Below are 18,996 nucleotides of genomic sequence, written 5' to 3'. Positions count from 1 at the left end.
GCCCCTCGCGCCCCCCCGGGGGGCCCCCCGGGGCCCCCCCCCCCGCGCGGGCCCCCCCCCCCCCCCGCGGGGCCCCCCGGGGGGGGCCCCCGGCGCGGGTTCGGGTGGCGTCGTCGCCGATCATGACCAGCGCCCCGGCGGAGTCACCCCCGCTGACCGGTCGTGGACGGCTTGCGCCACGCCGGTCGGGCGGCGGCAGCGCGTTGCTGGAGGCTGCTCCACCACTCCGACAGGGCCCACGTCACCCGCACGCTGGACCGCGGGACCAACAGGGCGCGCATCCGCGTCGGCCGGCTGACCTTGGACTCCAGGTCGGACAGGACGCGGCGGACGTCCTCCGCCAGGCCGGCCACCGGGCGGGGGCTGGGGGCGTAGAGGACCTGTTCCACCGCGTCGGCGACGCGGTGCACGGAGGCCGCGGCCGGTGGGTCGAGGTGGCCGAGGCGGACGATGCGGGCGGCCGTCTTGCGGGGGGTCTGGGAGTCGTCCGGGGGGATGCCGAAGTCCCAGGCGATGTCGGTCAGTTCCTGCCAGACCGCCAAGGTGTGCAGCGATGTGCCCGCTTCCGTGCGGCCGTGCGCTCCCAGCCGTACCGCCCGTGTGCGCAGCCGCCACAGCATCGGCGCCAACGGGAGCAGCAGCGCCGCAAGCCCGCCGAGTGTCCAGGCCAACACGGCGTACCACTTCGGCCCGTCGTCGCCCGTGGGCAGCACGGCCTGAGGGGACTGGCTCGCACACAGCTCCCGGTTGCGGCCCACGCAGCCCTCGCTCGTCGAGGGCGAGGCGGAGGGCCCCGTGCTCGCCGACTGCGAGGGCCGTGGCACGTCGGGAAGCGTGGACCCGGTGGTGTCGGACTGGGTGTACGACGGAACCGAGCCACGGGTCGGCGTCGGCTCGAAGCGGGTCCAGCCCACGCCCTCGAAGTACAGCTCGGGCCAGGCGTGCGCGTCCCTCAACCCCACGGAGACCGAACTGTCGCCCTGCGGAGTGCCGGGCGCGAAGCCCACCGCGACCCGGGCCGGTATGTCCAGCGAGCGGGCCATCGCCGCCATCGCGAAGGAGAAGTGGACGCAGAAGCCCTGCTTGTCCTTCAGGAAGCGGGCGATCGCCTGCCGCCCGCTGCCGACCTTGACGCTGGTGTCGTACTGGAAGCCGCCCGTCACGGCGAAGTACTCCTGCAGCTTGACCGCCTGCTCGTAGTGGCTGGTCGCGCCTTTGGTGACCGCACGTGCGGTCTCGGCCACCACCGCGGGCATCGAGTCGGGCAGCTCGGTGAAATCGCGCTTCAGGGCGGCGGGCGGCTCCGGAGCGTTCGCCAGCTGTGCGGCCGTCGGCTGCACATCGAGGCTGCGCACCGTGTACGTGGCCCCGCGCGTGGTCTGGCGGCGGTCGCCGACGACGGTCATGCCCAGCGGTTCGTACCGCCAGTTGCCGTCGATGTCCACGCCGCTCGGCGGGTACGGCATCGGCAGCCAGTTCTGGGCGTACCAGTCCGCGGCCGAGATCGTCGTCTCGATCTCCGTCCTCCGCACGTCGGGGCCGAGACCGATGGGCGTCGGGAACTCGCCCGGTACGGCCTCGATGCTGCGCTTGGACGGCTGCCAGGTGGTGCCGTCGAAGTCGTCCAGCGAGACGATCCGCAGATACAGGTCGGAGAGGTCTTTCGTGTTGGTCTTCAGGGACATGACCTGGCGGTCCTCGTCCACGTTCAGACTGTCGCGCAGCGACACCAGCGGGTTCACCGCGTTGATCGTGCCTCCGCTGCCGCCTCCCGAGCCCACGCCCGTGCCCGCCGCGTCCAGCAGACCGCCGTTCATGGCGGGCAGGGCGAGCGGCACCACCAGGGCCACGCCCAGGGCGACCACGCCGATACGCCGCCCGGTGCGGACCGGCGCCACCGCGCCGCTCGGTTCCCCGCCCGGCGTCCGCGGCGCCCCGCCGAAGACCCGGCCCCACTGCGAGAGCCGGTCGCGCCCTTCGGTCAGGAGCAGCATCAGATAGCCCGCGGCGGCGAGCAGGAACCACAGCCAGTCGGCGCCGCCCTCGGACAGCCCCGCGGCCACGGAGTACAGCGCGAGCAGCGGCAGCCCGGCCGGGGCGGCGCTGCGGAAGGTCACCGCCAGGGCGTCGACCGCGAGGCCTATGGTCAGGACACCGCCGATGAGCATGAGGCGGATGCCGTCCGACAGCGGCGCCGGGATCGAATACCGGTTGACGTCGTCCGCGCCCGCCTGCAGCAGGTCGGCGAAGTGGCGGAAGGCCTCCGGGCCGGGGAGCACTCCGAGGATCGCCTGCTGGTTGGCGAAGGTCAGGGTCAGCAGCATCAGGGCGACGAGGGCCTGCGCCGCCACCGTCAGGGGCCGCGCCAGCGGTACCCGGCGGGTCGCCATGCCCACGCCCGTCTGGATCGCCAGCAGGAAGATCGCCTGCAGCAGCCAGGTGGCCGGGGAGACCAGCGGCAGCAGCGCGCACGACGCCATCAGCGTGGCCGCCGCGGCGCTCAGCGCCATCCGTGTCCGCCCGCTCATGCCGGTCCCCCCTCACCGCGTGCGCCACTGATCGCGGCGGCGTCCGTACGCGCCCGGTCCGCCTGGCGCCACAGCTCGTTCAGCGAAGCGCCCCGCGGCACGCTCAGGGCCGTCCAGCCCGCCTCCCGCAGCATCCGCAGCCGCTCCTCGCTCCTGTCCAACGCACCGGCCACATCGGTCGGTTCCCGCCCCCAGCCGTCGCCGTCCAGCACGAAGGCCACCGCGCCCCCGCTGCGCTGCCGCATCTTGGCGGCCACCGCCGCCTGCTCCTCGTCGAGGTCGCCGAAGAAGGCGACCAGCAAACCCTCGTTGCCGCCGCGCAGCACGTCGTACGCCCGCGACAGACCCGTACCGTCGGAGTGGTCGATCACCGCGAGGGTGTCCATCATCAGCCCGGCGGCGTCCGCCGACTCCTGGCTCGCGCCCGCGAAGCCGTCGGCGCCCTCGCCGGGCACCGAGCTTCCGGTGTCGGTCAGCAGCCGTACGGAGAAGCCCCGTTCGAGCATGTGGACCAGCACGGAGGCCGTGCCCGACACGGCCCACTCGAAGGCCGAGTCCGGACCCGCCCCTTGGTAGGCCGGGCCGCGGGTGTCCAGCAGCACCGTGCAGCGGGAGCGCTGCGGCTGCTCCTCGCGGCGCACCATCAGCTCGCCGTAGCGCGCGGTGGAGCGCCAGTGCACGCGGCGCAGGTCGTCGCCATAGCGGTACCCGCGCGGGATCACGTCGTCCTCGCCGGCCAGCGCGAGCGAGCGCTGCCGCCCGTCGCCGTACCCCTTCGCCTCCCCGCTGAAGCGGACCGGCGGCAGCGGCTCCACCCGCGGGATGACGGTGAGGGTGTCGTACGTCGAGAAGGACCGGGTCAGTTCGCACATGCCGAACGGGTCGGTCAGGCGCAGCTGCAACGGGCCCAGCGGATAGCGGCCGCGCAGGTCGGAGCGGACCCGGTAGGACACCTCGCGGCGGCCGCCCGGCTCCACCCGGTCCAGCACGAACCGGGGACGCGGGCCGAGGACGTACGGCACCCGGTCCTGCAGCATCAGCAGGCCCGTGGGCAGTCGCGAGACGTTGTCCATCCGCAGATGCACGCGTGCCTCGCTGCCGGCGGGCACGCGCGCGGGGGAGAGCCGGCGGCTGCCCGCGACCCGGTAGCGGGTGCGGTACAGCACGGTCGCGCAGACCAGGGGCAGCACGGCGAGCAGCAGCCCGACGCGCAGCAGGTCGGACTGGCCGAGGACATAGGCGCAGACGGCGGCCGCGACGCCGGCGGCCAGGAAGGACCGGCCGCGGGTGGTCAGACCGGCCAGTGCCGTGCGCAGTCCGCCCTTCTCACCCGGCTCCGCCTCGGCCCGGCCCGTACTGCCGGAGGTCATCACAGCCTCCGGGGCGGCTGCTGGCCGTAGGCCGCCGTGCCGCGGCCCAGACCGCCGAAGCCGCTCTGCTGCTGGGGCGCGGCGGGCACCGGGGTGTGCTGCAGGATCTCCTGGACGACCTGCTCGGACGTACGGCGGTTGAGCTGGGCCTGTGCGGTGGGCAGCAGACGGTGGGCCAGGACGGCCACGGCGAGGGCCTGCACGTCGTCCGGCAGCGCGTACTCCCGGCCGCTCAGGGCTGCCGATGCCTTCGCCGCGCGCAGCAGATGCAGCGTCGCGCGCGGGGAGGCGCCGAGTCTGAGGTCGGGGTGGGTGCGCGTGGCGGCGACCAGGTCCACCACGTACCGCCGGACCGGCTCGGCGACGTGGACGCCGCGCACGGCCTCCACCAGCTTCACGATGTCGTGGGCGTGCGCCACCGGCTGGAGGTCCTCCAGCGGGGACACCCCGCCGTGCACGTCCAGCATCTGCAGTTCCGCCTCCACGCTGGGGTAGCCGACGGAGACGCGGGCCATGAAGCGGTCGCGCTGGGCCTCGGGCAGCGGGTAGGTGCCCTCCATCTCGACCGGGTTCTGCGTGGCCACCACCATGAAGGGGCTCGGCAGCTCGTAGGTCTGCCCGTCGATCGTGACCTGCCGCTCCTCCATGGATTCCAGGAGCGCGGACTGCGTCTTCGGCGACGCGCGGTTGATCTCGTCGCCGATCACGATCTGCGCGAAGATCGCGCCGGGCTTGAACTCGAAGTCCTTGCGCTGCTGGTCCCAGATGGACACACCGGTGATGTCCGACGGCAGCAGGTCGGGCGTGAACTGGATCCGCCGCACCGAACAGTCGATGGACCGCGCCAGCGCCTTGGCGAGCATTGTCTTGCCCACGCCGGGAACATCCTCGATCAGAAGATGTCCCTCGGCGAGCAGTACGGTCAGCGAAAGCCGTACGACCTCGGGCTTGCCCTCGATCACTCCTTCCACCGAACTGCGGACACGCTCCACAGTGGCGGTCAGATCAGTGAGGCTCGCTCGATCGTCATAGGTCGTCACCCGGCCCTCCTCGGCCCGTTCTATCCGGGCCGACGCTCTACCACGCGGACCGGCCCACCCCTGGAACACGGACACCACGCGTGAAAGGTTCCGCGTGTTGTCACACCCGCATTCTTGCTGCCGTTACCGATTCGTGTCACTCGCCTGTGGACAACTGCCTGCGATATGTCGGGTCTTACGGCCTTTTGGGCATGCCCGAGCCCGGATTGACAGCGAAACGACAGCTACGGCGCATGGTCACGCCGCTCGGTGCGAGGTCATGCAGGGGCGGGCGGCACGCACACTCACGCGGGGTCGATCTCGCGCAGCAGGCCCGTCTTCACATCGAACACGAAGCCCCGCACGTCGTCGGTGTGCAGCAGGAACGGCGAGGTGCGCACGCGCTGCATCGACTGCCGCACGTCCTGGTCGACGTCCCGGAAGGCCTCCACCGCCCAGGCGGGCCGCTGGCCGACCTCCATCTCCAGGTCGGTGCGGAAGTCCTCGGTGATCGCCTCCAGACCGCAGCCGGTGTGGTGGATCAGAACGATGCTGCGGGTGCCGAGCTTGCGCTGGCTGATGGTGAGCGAGCGGATCACGTCGTCGGTGACGACGCCGCCGGCGTTGCGGATGGTGTGGCAGTCGCCGAGCTCCAGACCGAGCGCGGCGTGCAGGTCGAGTCGGGCGTCCATGCAGGCGACGATGGCGACGTGGAGCACGGGGCGGGCGTCCATGCCGGGGTCGGCGAAGGCGGCGGCGTATCGCTCGTTCGCCTCGACGAGACGGTCGATGACCGTGCCGTCGGGGACTATCGCGCCTTCAGGACCAGCGGGGACCGATGCAGAAGTCGTCATACCCATGACGGTACTGGTCACGGCCGGGGCCGTCCCGTTGTGAGAGGGGACAAAGAACGCCATCGCGCCTTGTTGTGAGCTAACCCACAGGGGTGGCGTGAGTGCGCCCATACGGGCGATTTTCCGGGCCGGGCGGCTTCGTCCGAACCCGAATCGGCGACGCGCAGGCCGGTTGATTGACCGCGCGACACGGTGGACTAAAGTGACGCGAGGCGGGAGGGGTGGCTCTTCCTGCTGTGATTTTCCTGGAGACCCCGGCGATTTTCCGGAGATCTCCCCGCGTGCGCGGCGCGTACGTACGGCTCGGCCTCCTCCCGCTCCCGGTCGGCTGACGCTCTCGGCGCCGGCAGGCCTGCCTCCCCTTCACTGGGGCCCCCGGATTGTCGGGGGAGGGCGGGGACCCGGCTGTGCGTACGGGCCCGTCGGATCTGAGAGGGCCCCTTGAGTCAGAGTCGACACGTCCCGGTGATGCTCCAGCGGTGCCTGGACCTGTTGGCCCCCGCCCTGCAGCGGCCGGGAGCGGTGGTCGTCGACTGCACGCTCGGGCTCGGCGGCCACAGCGAGGCTCTCCTGACGCAGTTCCCCGAGGCCCGGCTCGTCGCCCTCGACCGCGACAAGGAGGCCCTGCGTCTGTCCGGCGAGCGGCTCGCGCCGTACGGCGAGCGCGCGACCCTCGTGCACGCCGTGTACGACGAGCTCCCGGAGGTCCTGGACAGGCTCGGCATCGCGCGCGTGCAGGGCGTCCTGTTCGACCTGGGCGTGTCCTCCATGCAGCTCGACGAGGCCGACCGCGGTTTCGCCTACGCCCAGGACGCCCCCCTCGACATGCGCATGGACCAGACGACCGGCGTCAGCGCCGCCGAGGTCCTCAACACCTACCCGGCCGGCGAACTGGTCCGGATCCTGCGCGCCTACGGTGAGGAGAAGCAGGCCAAGCGGATCGTGGCGGCGATCGTGCGCGAGCGCGAGAAGGAGCCGTTCAGCAACAGCGCCCGCCTCGTGGAGCTGATCCGCGACGCCCTTCCGCAGGCCGCCAAGCGCACCGGCGGCAACCCGGCCAAGCGCACCTTCCAGGCGCTGCGCATCGAGGTCAACGGCGAGCTCTCCGTCCTGGAGCGGGCGATCCCGGCCGCCGTGGAGGCCCTCGACGTCGGCGGGCGGATCGCCGTCCTGTCGTACCACTCACTGGAGGACCGGCTGGTCAAGCACGTGTTCGCGGCCGGCGCCGCCAGCACCGCCCCGCCCGGGCTGCCCGTCGTCCCCGAGCGCTACCAGCCACGGCTCAAGCTGCTGACCCGGGGTGCCGAACTTCCCACCGAGGAAGAGGTCGCCGAGAACCGGCGCGCGGCACCTGCGCGCCTGCGTGGGGCCGAGCGCATCAGGGAGTCCATCGAATGACGGCTGTGCGGCAGGGGCGGGCACCCGGGTCCGAAATTCAAACCCGTGAGTTGGAGAACCGGACCCGGGGGAGGGTGAGTGAGTAGGAAACCCGAACTGAAGGGGCGTGCCGCCCGGCTCGCGCGGCTCATCCCCGCAGGGCGCGCACGAGCCGCCCGTACGCCCTTCGTCCTCCTCGTCGTCCTTCTCCTCGGCGGCGGTCTCATCGGGCTCCTCGTGCTGAACTCCGCCCTCAGCGAGGGTGCGTTCAAACTCGACGACCTGAGGAAGGACACCAAGTCCCTCACCGACGAGGAGCAGTCCCTCCAGCGGGACATCGACGCCTACTCCGCCCCCGACGCCCTCCAGCGCCGCGCCCGCGAACTCGGCATGGTCCCCGGCGGTGATCCCGCCTTCCTCGACCCGGACGGCAAGGTCAAGGGCGTCCCCAGCCCCGCGCCCGGGGACCAGACCTCCGCGTACACCCCGCTCATCCTCGCCCCCGAGTCGCTCGCCGACGAACCCCCGGCGCCCCCGCCCGCCGGCGCGCCCCCCAGCCCGCTGCCCACCGCCGGGACCGCTCCCGCCGAGCCGCAGTCCGCGTCGCCCGGGGCCACGGCCACCACACCGCAGTACACGCCCCCCGCTCCACCATCCACCCCGTTCGCCCAGTCCTCCCCGTACGCGAATTCCGGCAGGTGACGGAAGTGGTCGACAATTCACCGAGGCAATCGCCGCGCCGCCGCGTGCCCGGACCCGCGAAACCCGCCCGCTCCAGCGGCGCCCAGCGGCGCCCGGGCTCCGGCGCCCGCCCGGCCCGCCGCCCGGCACCGCCCCGCCCCGGGGTCCGCACGATCCGGCTCGGCAGCCCCCGCCCCCGGCTGCGCATGGTCAGCCTCGCCCTGACGCTCGTCCTGCTCGCCTTCGTCGTACGGCTGCTCCAGGTGCAGGGCGTTGACGCGAGCACCTACGCGGCCAAGGCCGAGAAGAACCGGTACGTCGGCTACACCCTGGCCGCCGAGCGCGGCGGCATCACCGACCGCAACGGCGTCGAGCTGGCGACCAGCGTGGACGCGTACGACATCACGGCCGACCCCACGCTGTTCAGCCGTGAGCAGCTGAAGATCGACGACGGCCCCGAGCAGGCGGCCGCCCTGCTCGCGCCGATCCTCGGGCAGCCGCAGGACAAGATCGTCCGGAAGCTGCGGCCGGAGAACAGGAACCTGCGCTACACCCTGCTGGCGAGCCGCCAGACCCCGCAGGTCTGGAAGCAGATCAAGGACCTGAAGACCGCGCTGGCCACCAAGGCCGAGAAGGACAAGAGCACGGTCAACGTCCTCGCGGGCGTCCTCTCGGTCGCCAGCAGCAAGCGCGTGTACCCGAACGGCGAGCTCGCCGCCGGGATACTGGGCTGGGTCAACACCGACGGCAAGGGCGGCGGCGGTGTCGAGCAGCAGCTGAACAAGCAGCTGTCCGGCAAGGACGGCGAGATCCGCTACGCCCAGTCCGGCGGCCGTCAGGTCCCCACCGTGAACTCCACCGAGACGCCCGCCGTCCCCGGCAGCGACGTGGAGCTCACCATCGACCGCGACATCCAGTGGGCCGCGCAGAAGGCGATCAGCGATCAGGTGGCGGAGTCCAAGGCGGACCGCGGCTATGTGATCGTCCAGGACACCCGAACCGGCCAGATCCTCGCCATGGCCAACTCGCCCGGCTTCGACCCGAACGACCTCTCCGAGGCCAGCGCCGCGAACATGGGCAACGCGGCCGTGCAGGACGCCTACGAGCCCGGCTCCACCGCGAAGGTCATCTCGATGGCCGCCGTACTGGAGGAAGGGGTGGCCACGCCGCTCACCAACGTCGTCGTGCCCAACCGGCTGCACCGCGGCGACCGGCTCTTCAAGGACGACATCGACCACCCCACCTGGTACCTGACGCTCAACGGCGTGCTCGCCAAGTCCAGCAACATCGGCACCATCCTGGCCACCGGCCAGCTGGGCAAGACACAGAAGCAGTCCAACCGGATCCTCTACAGCTACCTGCGCAAGTTCGGCTTCGGCAGCCCCACCGGCCTCGGCTTCCCGGGCGAGACCCCGGGCATCCTCGCCGCCCCGAACACCTGGTCGACCTCGCAGCAGTACACGATTCCTTTCGGCCAGGGCGTGTCCATCAACGCGATGCAGGCGGCCTCCGTCTACTCGACGGTCGCCAACGGCGGCGTGCGCGTCGAGCCCACGCTCGTGCGCGGCACCAAGGGACCCGACGGACAGTTCACGCCCGCTCCGAAGCCCAAGAAGAGCAGGGTCATCAGCGCCAAGACGGCCAAGACCCTGGCCCAGATGCTGGAGTCGGTCGTGGACGACGAGGAGGGCACCGGCACCAAGGCACGCATCCCCGGCTACCGCGTCGCGGGCAAGACGGGTACGGCGAACCGCGTGGATCCGGCCACCGGCAGGTACCGCGGCTACACCTCGTCGTTCGCCGGATTCGCGCCCGCCGACAAGCCCCGTGTGACGGTCTACTGCGCGATCCAGAACGCCACCGCCGGCAACTACTTCGGCGGCCAGATCTGCGGACCCATCTACAAGAAGGTCATGGAGTTCGCGCTGAAGACCCTCCAGGTCCCGCCGACCGGCGCCAAGGCCGCGAAGCTCCCCGTCGGCTACAAGCCCTGACCCGACCCGACCCGACCCGACCGACCCGACTGAAACCGACTGACCCACTGATCAGCACCGAGCAGCCAGGAACCACCTCGTGACAACGATCACTCCCGACTCCGGAAACCAGAGCACGCCCCGCCCCTCACTTCGCTCCGAAGCGGGTGCGCCCGGTACGCTCACCGCCGTGCCACACGCTGATCAGTCCCAAACCACCCAGAAGGGGCATCCCGTGACGTATCCGGGACCGCCCAGGCCAGTGCAGGTCTCCGCCACACCCCTCGCGGAACTCGCCGGTCAGTTGGGTGTCCCCGCGCCGGAACACACCGAGGGCGCCGCCGAGGTCACGGGCATCACCCATGACTCGCGCGCCGTCCGCCCCGGCGACCTGTACGCCGCCCTCCCGGGTGCCCGCCTGCACGGCGCCGACTTCGTCACGCAGGCCGCCGGCCTCGGCGCGGCCGCCGTGCTGACCGATCCGACCGGCGCCGAGCGCGCCGCCGAGACCGGCCTCCCGGTCCTGGTCGTCGAGGACCCGCGGGGCCGGATGGGCGAACTGGCGGCCACGATCTACGGCCACCCCGGCCGTGACCTGCTGCAGATCGGCATCACCGGCACCTCCGGCAAGACCACGACCGCGTATCTGGTCGAAGGCGGCCTGAAGTCGGCCCGTTCCACCGGCCTGATCGGCACGGTCGAGATGCGCATCGGCGACGAGCGCATCAAGTCCGAGCGCACCACCCCCGAGGCCACCGACCTCCAGGCCCTGTTCGCCGTCATGCGCGAACGCGGCGTCGAGGCGGTCGCCATGGAGGTCTCCAGTCACGCGCTCGTGCTCGGCCGCGTCGACGGCTGCGTCTTCGACATCGCCGTGTTCACCAACCTCAGCCCGGAACACATGGAGTTCCACTCCGACATGGAGGACTACTTCCGGGCCAAGGCGCAGCTGTTCACGCCGAAACGCAGCAAACTCGGCGTCGTCAACCTCGACGACGAGTACGGCCGCCGGCTCGCCAAGGAGGCCACCGTCCCGGTCGTCACCTTCTCCGCCGAGGGCCACCCCGACGCCGACTGGCGCGCCGAGGACGTGGAAATCGGCCCCATGGACTCGACGTTCACCGTGATCGGCCCCAAGGGTGAGCGGATCGCCGCCCGGTCGCCGATCGCGGGCCCCTTCAACGTGGCGAACACCCTCGCCGCGATCGTCGCCCTGGCCGCGGCCGGACTGGACCCGCAGACCGCGGCCGACGGGATCGCCGCGGTGCCGGGCGTGCCGGGCCGGCTGGAGCGGGTGGACGCGGGCCAGCCGTATCTCGCGGTCGTGGACTACGCCCACAAGACCGACGCCGTCGAGTCGGTGCTCAAGGCGCTGCGCAAGGTCACCGAGGGCAGGCTGCACGTCGTGCTCGGCTGCGGCGGGGACCGGGACCAGACCAAGCGCGCCCCGATGGGCGCCGCCGCGGCCCGGCTCGCCGACACCGCCGTACTGACGTCCGACAACCCCCGCTCCGAGGACCCGCTGGCGATTCTCGCAACCATGCTCCAGGGCGCGGCGTCCGTGCCAGTACACGAGCGCGGCGAGGTCCAGGTCTTCGAGGACCGGGCCGCCGCGATCGCCGCAGCCGTCGCCCGCGCACAGCCCGGCGACACCGTGCTGGTCGCGGGCAAGGGGCATGAGCAGGGCCAGGACATCGCCGGGGTGGTGCGTCCCTTCGACGACCGCCAGGTGCTTCGCGAAGCTATCCAGAAGACCCAGGGATGAACTTGTGATCGCCCTCTCTCTCGCCGAGATCGCAGAAGTCGTCGGCGGGCAGACGTACGACATACCGGATCCGTCCGTCGAGGTCACCGGATCCGTCGTCCGGGACTCCCGCGAGGTGGAGGCCGGCAGTCTCTTCGTCGCCTTCGTCGGCGAGCGCGTGGACGGCCACGACTTCGCTGAAGCGGTCGTGGCGGCGGGCGCCGTCGCCGTCCTCGCCTCGCGTCCCGTGGGCGTGCCCGCGATCGTGGTGGCCGACGTCCAGAAGGCCCTCGGCGCGCTCGCCCGCCATGTCGTACGACGGCTCGGCGCGACCCTCGTGGCCCTCACCGGCTCGGCGGGCAAGACCAGCACCAAGGACCTGATCGCCCAGGTGCTCCAGCACAAGGCGCCCACCGTGTGGACGCCGGGCTCGCTCAACAACGAGATCGGCCTCCCGCTGACGGCCCTCAGCGCCACCGAGGAGACCCGGTTCCTCGTCCTGGAGATGGGCGCCCGCGGCATCGGCCACATCCGCTACCTCACGGATCTGACGCCCCCGAAGATCGGCCTCGTGCTCAACGTCGGCACCGCCCACATCGGTGAGTTCGGCGGCCGCGAGCAGATCGCCCAGGCCAAGGGGGAGCTCGTCGAGGGACTGCCGACGGCGGAAGACGGCGGTGCCGCGATCCTCAACGCCGACGATCCCCTCGTACGGGCCATGGCGTCCCGTACGAAGGCGAAGGTGATCCTTTTCGGAGAGTCCGGCGAAGCGGACGTACGCGCCGAGAACGTGAGACTCACGGACAGCGGACAGCCTGCTTTCACCCTTCGCACACCCTCCGGTGCAAGCGATGTGACCATGCGCCTGTACGGTGAGCACCACGTGTCGAACGCGCTCGCCGCGGCCGCCGTCGCCCATGAGCTGGGCATGTCCGCGGAAGAGATCGCCACCGCGCTCTCCGAGGCGGGCTCCCTCTCCCGCTGGCGGATGGAGGTCACCGAGCGCCCGGACGGCGTGACGGTCGTCAACGACGCCTACAACGCGAACCCCGAGTCCATGCGGGCCGCCCTCCGGGCGCTTGCAGCCATGGGCAAGGGGCGGCGGACCTGGGCGGTGCTCGGCAAGATGGCCGAGCTCGGGGACGAGGCGCTCGCCGAGCACGACGCGGTCGGACGGCTCGCCGTCCGGCTCAACGTCAGCAAGCTCGTCGCGGTCGGGGGCAGGGAAGCGTCCTGGCTGCAACTGGGCGCATATAACGAGGGTTCGTGGGGTGAGGAGTCGGTGCACGTGTCCGACGCACAGGCGGCGGTCGACCTGTTGCGCAGCGAGCTGCGCCCGGGGGACGTCGTACTCGTGAAGGCGTCCCGTTCGGTCGGCCTGGAGAGCGTCGCCGAGGCGCTGCTCGCGGGCGGTACCGAGGGTGAGGTTGCAGCCCGATGATGAATCAGATCCTGTTCTCGGGTGTCATCGGTCTGTTCCTGACCCTGGTCGGCACCCCGCTGCTGATCAAGCTGCTGGCCCGCAAGGGCTACGGCCAGTACATCCGGGACGACGGCCCGCGCGAGCACCACAGCAAGCGCGGTACGCCGACCATGGGTGGTATCGCCTTCATCCTGGCGACGATCGCCGCCTACTTCCTGTCCAAGCTGATCACGGGCAAGCCGCCGACGTTCTCCGGCGTGCTGGTGATCGGTCTGATGGCCGGCATGGGTCTGGTCGGCTTCCTGGACGACTACATCAAGATCGTCAAGCGTCGCTCGCTGGGTCTGCGGGCCAAGGCCAAGATGGCCGGCCAGCTGCTCGGCGGTATCGCCTTCGCGGTGCTCTCACTGCAGTTCGCGGACAACCGCGGCAACACCCCGGCGTCCACCAAGCTGTCCTTCGTGCAGGACTTCGGCTGGTCCATCGGCCCGGTGCTGTTCGTGGTCTGGGCGCTGTTCATGATCCTCGCCATGTCCAACGGCGTGAACCTGACGGACGGTCTGGACGGCCTGGCCACCGGCGCCTCCGTGCTGGTCTTCGGCGCCTACACGTTCATCGGCGTCTGGCAGTTCCAGGAGTCCTGCGCCAACGCGCAGACCCTCACCAACCCGGGCGCCTGTTACGAGGTGCGCGATCCCCTCGACCTCGCCGTCGTCTCCTCCGCGCTGATGGGCGCCTGCCTCGGCTTCCTGTGGTGGAACACGTCGCCCGCCAAGATCTTCATGGGCGACACCGGTTCGCTGGCCCTGGGCGGCGCGCTCGCGGGTCTCGCCATCTGCTCGCGGACCGAGCTGCTGCTCGCCATCCTCGGCGGCCTCTTCGTGCTGATCACCATGTCGGTGGTCATCCAGGTCGGCTCCTTCCGCCTCACCGGCAAGCGCGTCTTCCGCATGGCGCCACTCCAGCACCACTTCGAACTCAAGGGCTGGTCAGAAGTGCTCGTCGTGGTCCGTTTCTGGATCATTCAGGGCATCTGTGTGATCGTCGGACTGGGCCTCTTCTACGCAGGATGGGCAGCGGACAAGTGACCGACTGGCAGGGCAAGAACGTCACCGTCGCCGGGCTCGGCGTCTCCGGCATCCCGGCGGCCAAGGTGCTGCACGCGCGCGGGGCGAACGTCACGGTCGTCAACGACGGCGACGACGCACGCGCGCGTGCCCAGGCCGAGGAGCTTCAGGCCCTGGGCATCGCGGTCCGCCTCGGTGACGGAGACACCCTGCCCGACGGCACCGAGCTGATCGTCACCTCGCCCGGCTGGAAGCCGGACAAGCCGCTGTTCGCGGCAGCCCGGGAAGCCGGCGTGCCGGTCTGGGGCGACGTCGAACTCGCCTGGCAGCTGCGCGGCCCGGACGCCGCGCCCTGGCTCGCCGTCACCGGCACCAACGGCAAGACCACGACCGTCCAGATGCTCGCCTCGATCCTGAAGGCGGCGGGCCTGCGTACGGCCGCCGTCGGCAACATCGGCATCTCGCTCCTCGACGCCGTGCTCGGCGAGGAGCAGTACGACGTCCTCGCCGTGGAGCTGTCCAGCTACCAGCTCCACTGGGCGCCCTCCCTGCGCGCCTACTCGGCCGCCGTGCTCAACCTCGCCCCCGACCACCTCGACTGGCACGGCTCCATGGAGGCGTACGCGCGCGACAAGGGCCGTATCTACGAGGGCAATCGCGTCGCCTGCGTCTACAACGTCGCCGACAAGGCCACCGAGGACCTGGTCCGCGAGGCCGACGTCGAGGAGGGCTGCCGGGCCATCGGTTTCACCCTCGGCACCCCGGCCCCCTCCCAACTCGGCGTCGTCGAGGGCATCCTCGTCGACCGCGCCTTCGTCGAGAACCGGCAGAAGAACGCCCAGGAGCTCGCCGAGGTCGCCGACGTCAACCCGCCGGCCCCGCACAACATCGCCAACGCCCTCGCGGCGGCGGCCCTCGCCCGGGCCTACGGCGTGCCCCCCAAGGCCGTACGGGACGGTCTGCGGGCCTTCACCCCGGACGCCCACCGCATCGCGCACGTGGCGGACGTGGACGGGGTCGCGTACGTCGACGACTCCAAGGCCACCAACACGCACGCGGCGGAAGCGTCGTTGGCCGCCTACGAGTCCATCGTGTGGATCGCGGGCGGACTCGCGAAGGGCGCCGTCTTCGAGGAGCTGGTCGCCAAGTCGGCACAGCGCCTTCGCGCCGCCGTGCTCATCGGCGCCGATCGTGGCCTGATCCGGGAAGCCCTCGCGCGACACGCGCCGGAAGTACCCGTCGTCGACCTCGACCGGACCGACACTGGGGCGATGCTCGCGGCAGTCCAGGAGGCCAAGCGGCTCGCACAGCCCGGTGACACGGTGCTCCTTGCCCCGGCCTGCGCCTCGATGGACATGTTCGCCAACTACAACCAGCGCGGTGACGCGTTCGCGGAGGCGGTTCGCGAACTCGGCGCGGGCGCCTGACGCCGGGTCTCGGCCACTGCGGGTGCTTCGGGACCCCCGCCGTGATGTGGAGGGACGCGTGACTCGGATGTGGCCGGCCAGTACCTACGCCCACGGCGAGGCGGTGAGCGCCGATGCCCGGTAGCCGTACGGGACGGCCTCCCGTACAGCGGGCCGTTCGCCGTCCCGCCCCGGCCCGGCCGCCGCACGACAACGCCGTGCGGCGGCTGTACACGCGCGTGCAGCGGGCGTGGGACCGGCCGCTGACCGCGTACTACCTGATCCTCGGCGGCAGCCTGCTGATCACGGTGCTCGGTCTGGTGATGGTCTACTCGGCCTCCCAGATCACCGCGCTGCAGATGTCGCTGCCGGGGTCGTACTTCTTCCGCAAGCAGCTGCTGGCCGCGGCGATCGGCGCCGGGCTGTTGCTCGCCGCCTCCCGGATGCCCGTGAAGCTGCACCGGGCGCTCGCCTACCCGATCATCGCCGGTGCCGTCTTCCTGATGGCGCTGGTGCAGGTGCCCGGGATAGGAGTCGCGGTCAACGGCAACCAGAACTGGATCGCCCTCGGCGGCTCCTTCCAGATCCAGCCCAGCGAGTTCGGCAAGCTCGCCCTGGTGCTGTGGGGCGCCGACCTGATCGCCCGCAAGCAGGACAAGAAGCTGCTGACACAGTGGAAGCACATGCTGGTGCCGCTCGTTCCGGTCGCCTTCATGCTGCTCGGACTGATCATGCTCGGCGGCGACATGGGCACGGCGATCATCCTGGCGGCGATCCTCTTCGGCCTGCTGTGGCTGGCGGGGGCGCCGACCCGGTTGTTCGTGGGGGTCCTGTCGTTCGCCGCGCTGATCGGGGTGGCCCTCATCAAGAGCAGCGAGAACCGCATGGCCCGCCTGCAGTGTCTCGGCGCCTCCGACCCCGGTCCGGGTGACACCTGCTGGCAGGCCGTACACGGCATCTATGCGCTCGCCTCGGGCGGAATCTTCGGTTCCGGGCTGGGGGCGAGTGTGGAGAAATGGGGCCAACTCCCCGAAGCCCACACCGACTTCATCTTCGCCGTCACCGGTGAGGAACTGGGCCTGGCGGGGACGCTGTCGGTGCTCGGTCTCTTCGCGGCTCTAGGCTATGCGGGTATCCGCGTGGCCGGACGCACGGAGGACCCCTTCGTGAGGTACGCCGCGGGAGGTGTGACCACCTGGATCACCGCGCAAGCAGTGATCAACATCGGTGCGGTGCTCGGCCTGCTGCCGATCGCCGGCGTCCCCCTCCCGCTGTTCTCCTACGGAGGGTCAGCCCTGCTGCCGACCATGTTCGCCATCGGGCTGCTGATCGCCTTCGCACGCGACGAGCCCGCTGCGCGGGCGGCGCTTTCTGCGCGGCAACCCCGCTTTGGTAGAAAGCGTGCGGGAGGCGCCGGTCGCGGCCGGGAGCCTCGGAGATGGAACACGATGCGACGGCGTGCCTCGGCGGCGCGTTCGTCCGGAGAGCGGTGAATTTCGGTGCATGTCGTACTCGCCGGTGGGGGGACCGCCGGCCACATCGAGCCCGCGCTCGCCCTCGCGGACGCCCTGCGCAGGCAGGACCCGACCGTGGGGATCACGGCCCTGGGCACGGAGCGCGGCCTGGAGACCCGGCTCGTGCCCGAGCGGGGCTACGAGCTGGCGCTGATCCCCGCCGTACCCCTGCCGCGCAAGCCGACGCCCGAGCTGATCACCGTCCCGGGCCGGCTGCGCGGCACGATCAAGGCGACCGAGCAGATCCTGGAGCGCACCAAGGCGGACTGCGTCGTCGGCTTCGGCGGCTATGTCGCCCTGCCCGGCTACCTCGCCGCCAAGCGCCTCGGGGTGCCGATCGTCATCCATGAGGCCAACGCCCGTCCGGGCCTCGCCAACAAGATCGGTTCGCGGTACGCCGCCCAGGTCGCCGTCGCCACTCCGGACAGCAAGCTGCGCAACTCCCGCTACATCGGCATCCCGCTGCGCCACACCATCGCCACCCTCGACCGGGCCGCCGCCCGCCCCGAGGCCCGCGCGATGTTCGGGCTCGACCCGAACCTGCCGACGCTGCTGGTCTCCGGCGGCTCGCAGGGCGCCCGGCGCCTCAACGAGGTCGTCCAGCAGGTCGCGCCGTGGCTCCAGCAGGCCGGTATCCAGATCCTGCACGCGGTCGGCCCGAAGAACGAACTGCCGCAAGTGCACCAGATGCCGGGGATGCCCCCCTATATCCCGGTAAGTTACCTGGACCGGATGGACCTCGCGTACGCCGCGGCCGACATGATGCTCTGCCGCGCGGGCGCGATGACCGTCGCCGAACTCTCCGCCGTCGGACTCCCGGCCGCCTATGTCCCGCTGCCCATCGGCAACGGCGAACAGCGGCTGAACGCCCAGCCGGTGGTCAAGGCCGGCGGCGGGCTGCTGGTCGACGACGCGGAACTCACCCCCGAGTGGGTGCAGCAGAACGTCCTGCCCGTGCTCGCCGACCCGCACCGGCTGTACGAGATGTCCCGCGCCGCCGCCGAGTTCGGCCGCCGGGATGCCGACGACCTGCTCGTCGGCATGGTGTACGAGGCGATCGCCTCGCACCGTCGATAGGACCGTATGACGAGAGGGCAGGGAGCGTGGCCGGACCGACGACCGCCGAGCGCGGTGAACGCCAGCAGGAGTCGTCCGACCCGCCCCCCGTCCGGCGGCGGTTGAGGCTGCGCCTTCGTACGATCATCATCCTTGCCGTCACCCTTGTGCTCCTCGGCGCGGGCTCCGTCTGGGCGTTGTTCGGCTCCCAGTGGCTGCGCGTCGAGCGCGTATCGGTCTCCGGAACCCGGGTTCTGACGCCCGCGCAGGTGCGGGAGGCCGCCGATGTCCCGGTCGGGGCGCCGCTGATTTCCGTCGACACCGATGCGATTGAGGCACGACTGCGCCGGAAATTGCCCCGAATTGACGTGGTTGACGTGGTCCGTGCCTGGCCGCATGGAATCGGCCTGAAAGTGACGGAGCGTACTCCGGTTCTGATTGTCCAAAAGGGCAGAAACTTCATCGAAGTGGACGATGAAGGCGTCCGATTCGCCACGGTTTCTGAGGCCCCGAAAGGCGTCCCCGCTCTGGAATTGACGGTGTCCCGGTCGAGGTCCGCCGCCGCGAGCCTGCGCCGCTTCGACGAGGACCGTCTGGTGCGCGAGGCGGTGCGGGTCGCGCGCGCCATTCCGGCCGCCGTCGCGCGTACCGCCGAGGTCGTCAAGGTCCGTTCCTACGACGACATCTCACTGGAGTTGGCCGACGGCCGGACCGTCCGGTGGGGGAGTGGCGAGAAGGGCGCAGCGAAGGCTCGCGCACTCACCGCTCTCATGAAAGCCTCGCCCGATGCGCGGTACTTCGACATCAGCGTTCCCACCGCCCCTGCGTCAGCGGGGAGTTGACGCACATCCGCGCAGGCCAGCACCCTGGTTGGGCAGCGACACGGCTGATCACATAGGGTGAAAAGAAAAACGGGAGGTTCGGCGTGTTCGTTGAACGTGCGCCACTTGTCGACTTAGTGTCCTGTTCAGAAGACTTCAAGGA

At 71.0% G+C, this 18,996-nt stretch carries 14 protein-coding genes; 10 read left to right on the top strand and 4 right to left on the bottom strand.

Features of this window, described 5'->3' with window-relative positions; genetic code table 11:
- Window positions 1–143 precede the first annotated feature (143 nt).
- The 4 genes from ACIBU0_RS24090 to ACIBU0_RS24075 all read right to left on the bottom strand — a co-directional run bounded on the left by ACIBU0_RS24090 (window position 144) and on the right by ACIBU0_RS24075 (window position 5,771).
- Complete coding sequence (locus tag ACIBU0_RS24090; RefSeq protein ID WP_398821608.1) at window positions 144–2,528, bottom strand: DUF3488 and DUF4129 domain-containing transglutaminase family protein; 2,385 nt, start codon at window positions 2,526–2,528, stop codon at window positions 144–146.
- A complete protein-coding gene (locus ACIBU0_RS24085; RefSeq protein ID WP_398821606.1) occupies window positions 2,525–3,898 on the bottom strand; it encodes a DUF58 domain-containing protein in 1,374 nt (457 codons plus the stop codon). Before ACIBU0_RS24085 ends, ACIBU0_RS24090 begins: the two co-directional genes overlap by 4 nt.
- On the bottom strand, window positions 3,898–4,938 hold the full coding sequence (locus ACIBU0_RS24080) for an AAA family ATPase (protein ID WP_398821604.1): 1,041 nt from the start codon (window positions 4,936–4,938) through the stop codon (window positions 3,898–3,900). The genes ACIBU0_RS24085 and ACIBU0_RS24080 overlap by 1 nt, the downstream gene beginning before the upstream one ends.
- Before the next feature lie 284 nt (window positions 4,939–5,222).
- A complete protein-coding gene (locus tag ACIBU0_RS24075; protein WP_398821602.1) occupies window positions 5,223–5,771 on the bottom strand; it encodes a beta-class carbonic anhydrase in 549 nt (182 codons plus the stop codon).
- Between the two features lie 441 nt (window positions 5,772–6,212).
- On the opposite strand from ACIBU0_RS24075, the gene rsmH reads away from it, so the two are divergent.
- From rsmH to ACIBU0_RS24025, 10 genes are all read left to right on the top strand, one after another.
- Window positions 6,213–7,169, top strand: coding sequence for a 16S rRNA (cytosine(1402)-N(4))-methyltransferase RsmH (gene rsmH / locus ACIBU0_RS24070; protein ID WP_398821600.1), 957 nt, complete (start codon window positions 6,213–6,215; stop codon window positions 7,167–7,169).
- Between the two features lie 78 nt (window positions 7,170–7,247).
- Window positions 7,248–7,850, top strand: coding sequence for a hypothetical protein (locus ACIBU0_RS24065; protein WP_398821598.1), 603 nt, complete (start codon window positions 7,248–7,250; stop codon window positions 7,848–7,850).
- Window positions 7,847–9,823 (top strand): peptidoglycan D,D-transpeptidase FtsI family protein, encoded by a 1,977-nt coding sequence (locus tag ACIBU0_RS24060; RefSeq protein WP_398821596.1) that lies wholly within the window; start codon window positions 7,847–7,849, stop codon window positions 9,821–9,823. Before ACIBU0_RS24065 ends, ACIBU0_RS24060 begins: the two co-directional genes overlap by 4 nt.
- A 214-nt stretch (window positions 9,824–10,037) precedes the next feature.
- Window positions 10,038–11,567: a UDP-N-acetylmuramoyl-L-alanyl-D-glutamate--2,6-diaminopimelate ligase gene (locus ACIBU0_RS24055; RefSeq protein ID WP_398821593.1), complete on the top strand. Its 1,530-nt coding sequence runs from the start codon at window positions 10,038–10,040 to the stop codon at window positions 11,565–11,567.
- Window positions 11,568–11,571: 4 nt separating this feature from the next.
- The gene (murF, locus tag ACIBU0_RS24050; RefSeq protein WP_398821591.1) at window positions 11,572–12,987 is read left to right on the top strand and encodes a UDP-N-acetylmuramoyl-tripeptide--D-alanyl-D-alanine ligase; all 1,416 of its coding nucleotides are present in this window, start codon (window positions 11,572–11,574) and stop codon (window positions 12,985–12,987) included.
- On the top strand, window positions 12,984–14,057 hold the full coding sequence (mraY, locus tag ACIBU0_RS24045; RefSeq protein WP_398821589.1) for a phospho-N-acetylmuramoyl-pentapeptide-transferase: 1,074 nt from the start codon (window positions 12,984–12,986) through the stop codon (window positions 14,055–14,057). The genes murF and mraY overlap by 4 nt, the downstream gene beginning before the upstream one ends.
- The gene (gene murD / locus ACIBU0_RS24040) at window positions 14,039–15,463 is read left to right on the top strand and encodes a UDP-N-acetylmuramoyl-L-alanine--D-glutamate ligase (protein WP_398821587.1); all 1,425 of its coding nucleotides are present in this window, start codon (window positions 14,039–14,041) and stop codon (window positions 15,461–15,463) included. Before mraY ends, murD begins: the two co-directional genes overlap by 19 nt.
- A 113-nt stretch (window positions 15,464–15,576) precedes the next feature.
- Entirely contained in the window at window positions 15,577–16,935 is a 1,359-nt protein-coding gene (gene ftsW, locus ACIBU0_RS24035; protein ID WP_398821585.1) for a putative lipid II flippase FtsW, read from the top strand.
- Window positions 16,936–16,941: 6 nt separating this feature from the next.
- The gene (murG, locus tag ACIBU0_RS24030) at window positions 16,942–18,033 is read left to right on the top strand and encodes an undecaprenyldiphospho-muramoylpentapeptide beta-N-acetylglucosaminyltransferase (RefSeq protein WP_398821583.1); all 1,092 of its coding nucleotides are present in this window, start codon (window positions 16,942–16,944) and stop codon (window positions 18,031–18,033) included.
- A gap of 26 nt (window positions 18,034–18,059) precedes the next feature.
- Window positions 18,060–18,854 (top strand): cell division protein FtsQ/DivIB, encoded by a 795-nt coding sequence (locus ACIBU0_RS24025; RefSeq protein ID WP_398821581.1) that lies wholly within the window; start codon window positions 18,060–18,062, stop codon window positions 18,852–18,854.
- Window positions 18,855–18,996 lie beyond the last annotated feature (142 nt).

This window comes from Streptomyces sp. NPDC049627 (genome assembly GCF_044465645.1).
GTDB lineage: Bacteria > Actinomycetota > Actinomycetes > Streptomycetales > Streptomycetaceae > Streptomyces.
The sequence above is the reverse complement of the archived record's forward strand: the minus strand, read 5'-3'. Positions and strand labels throughout refer to the sequence as shown.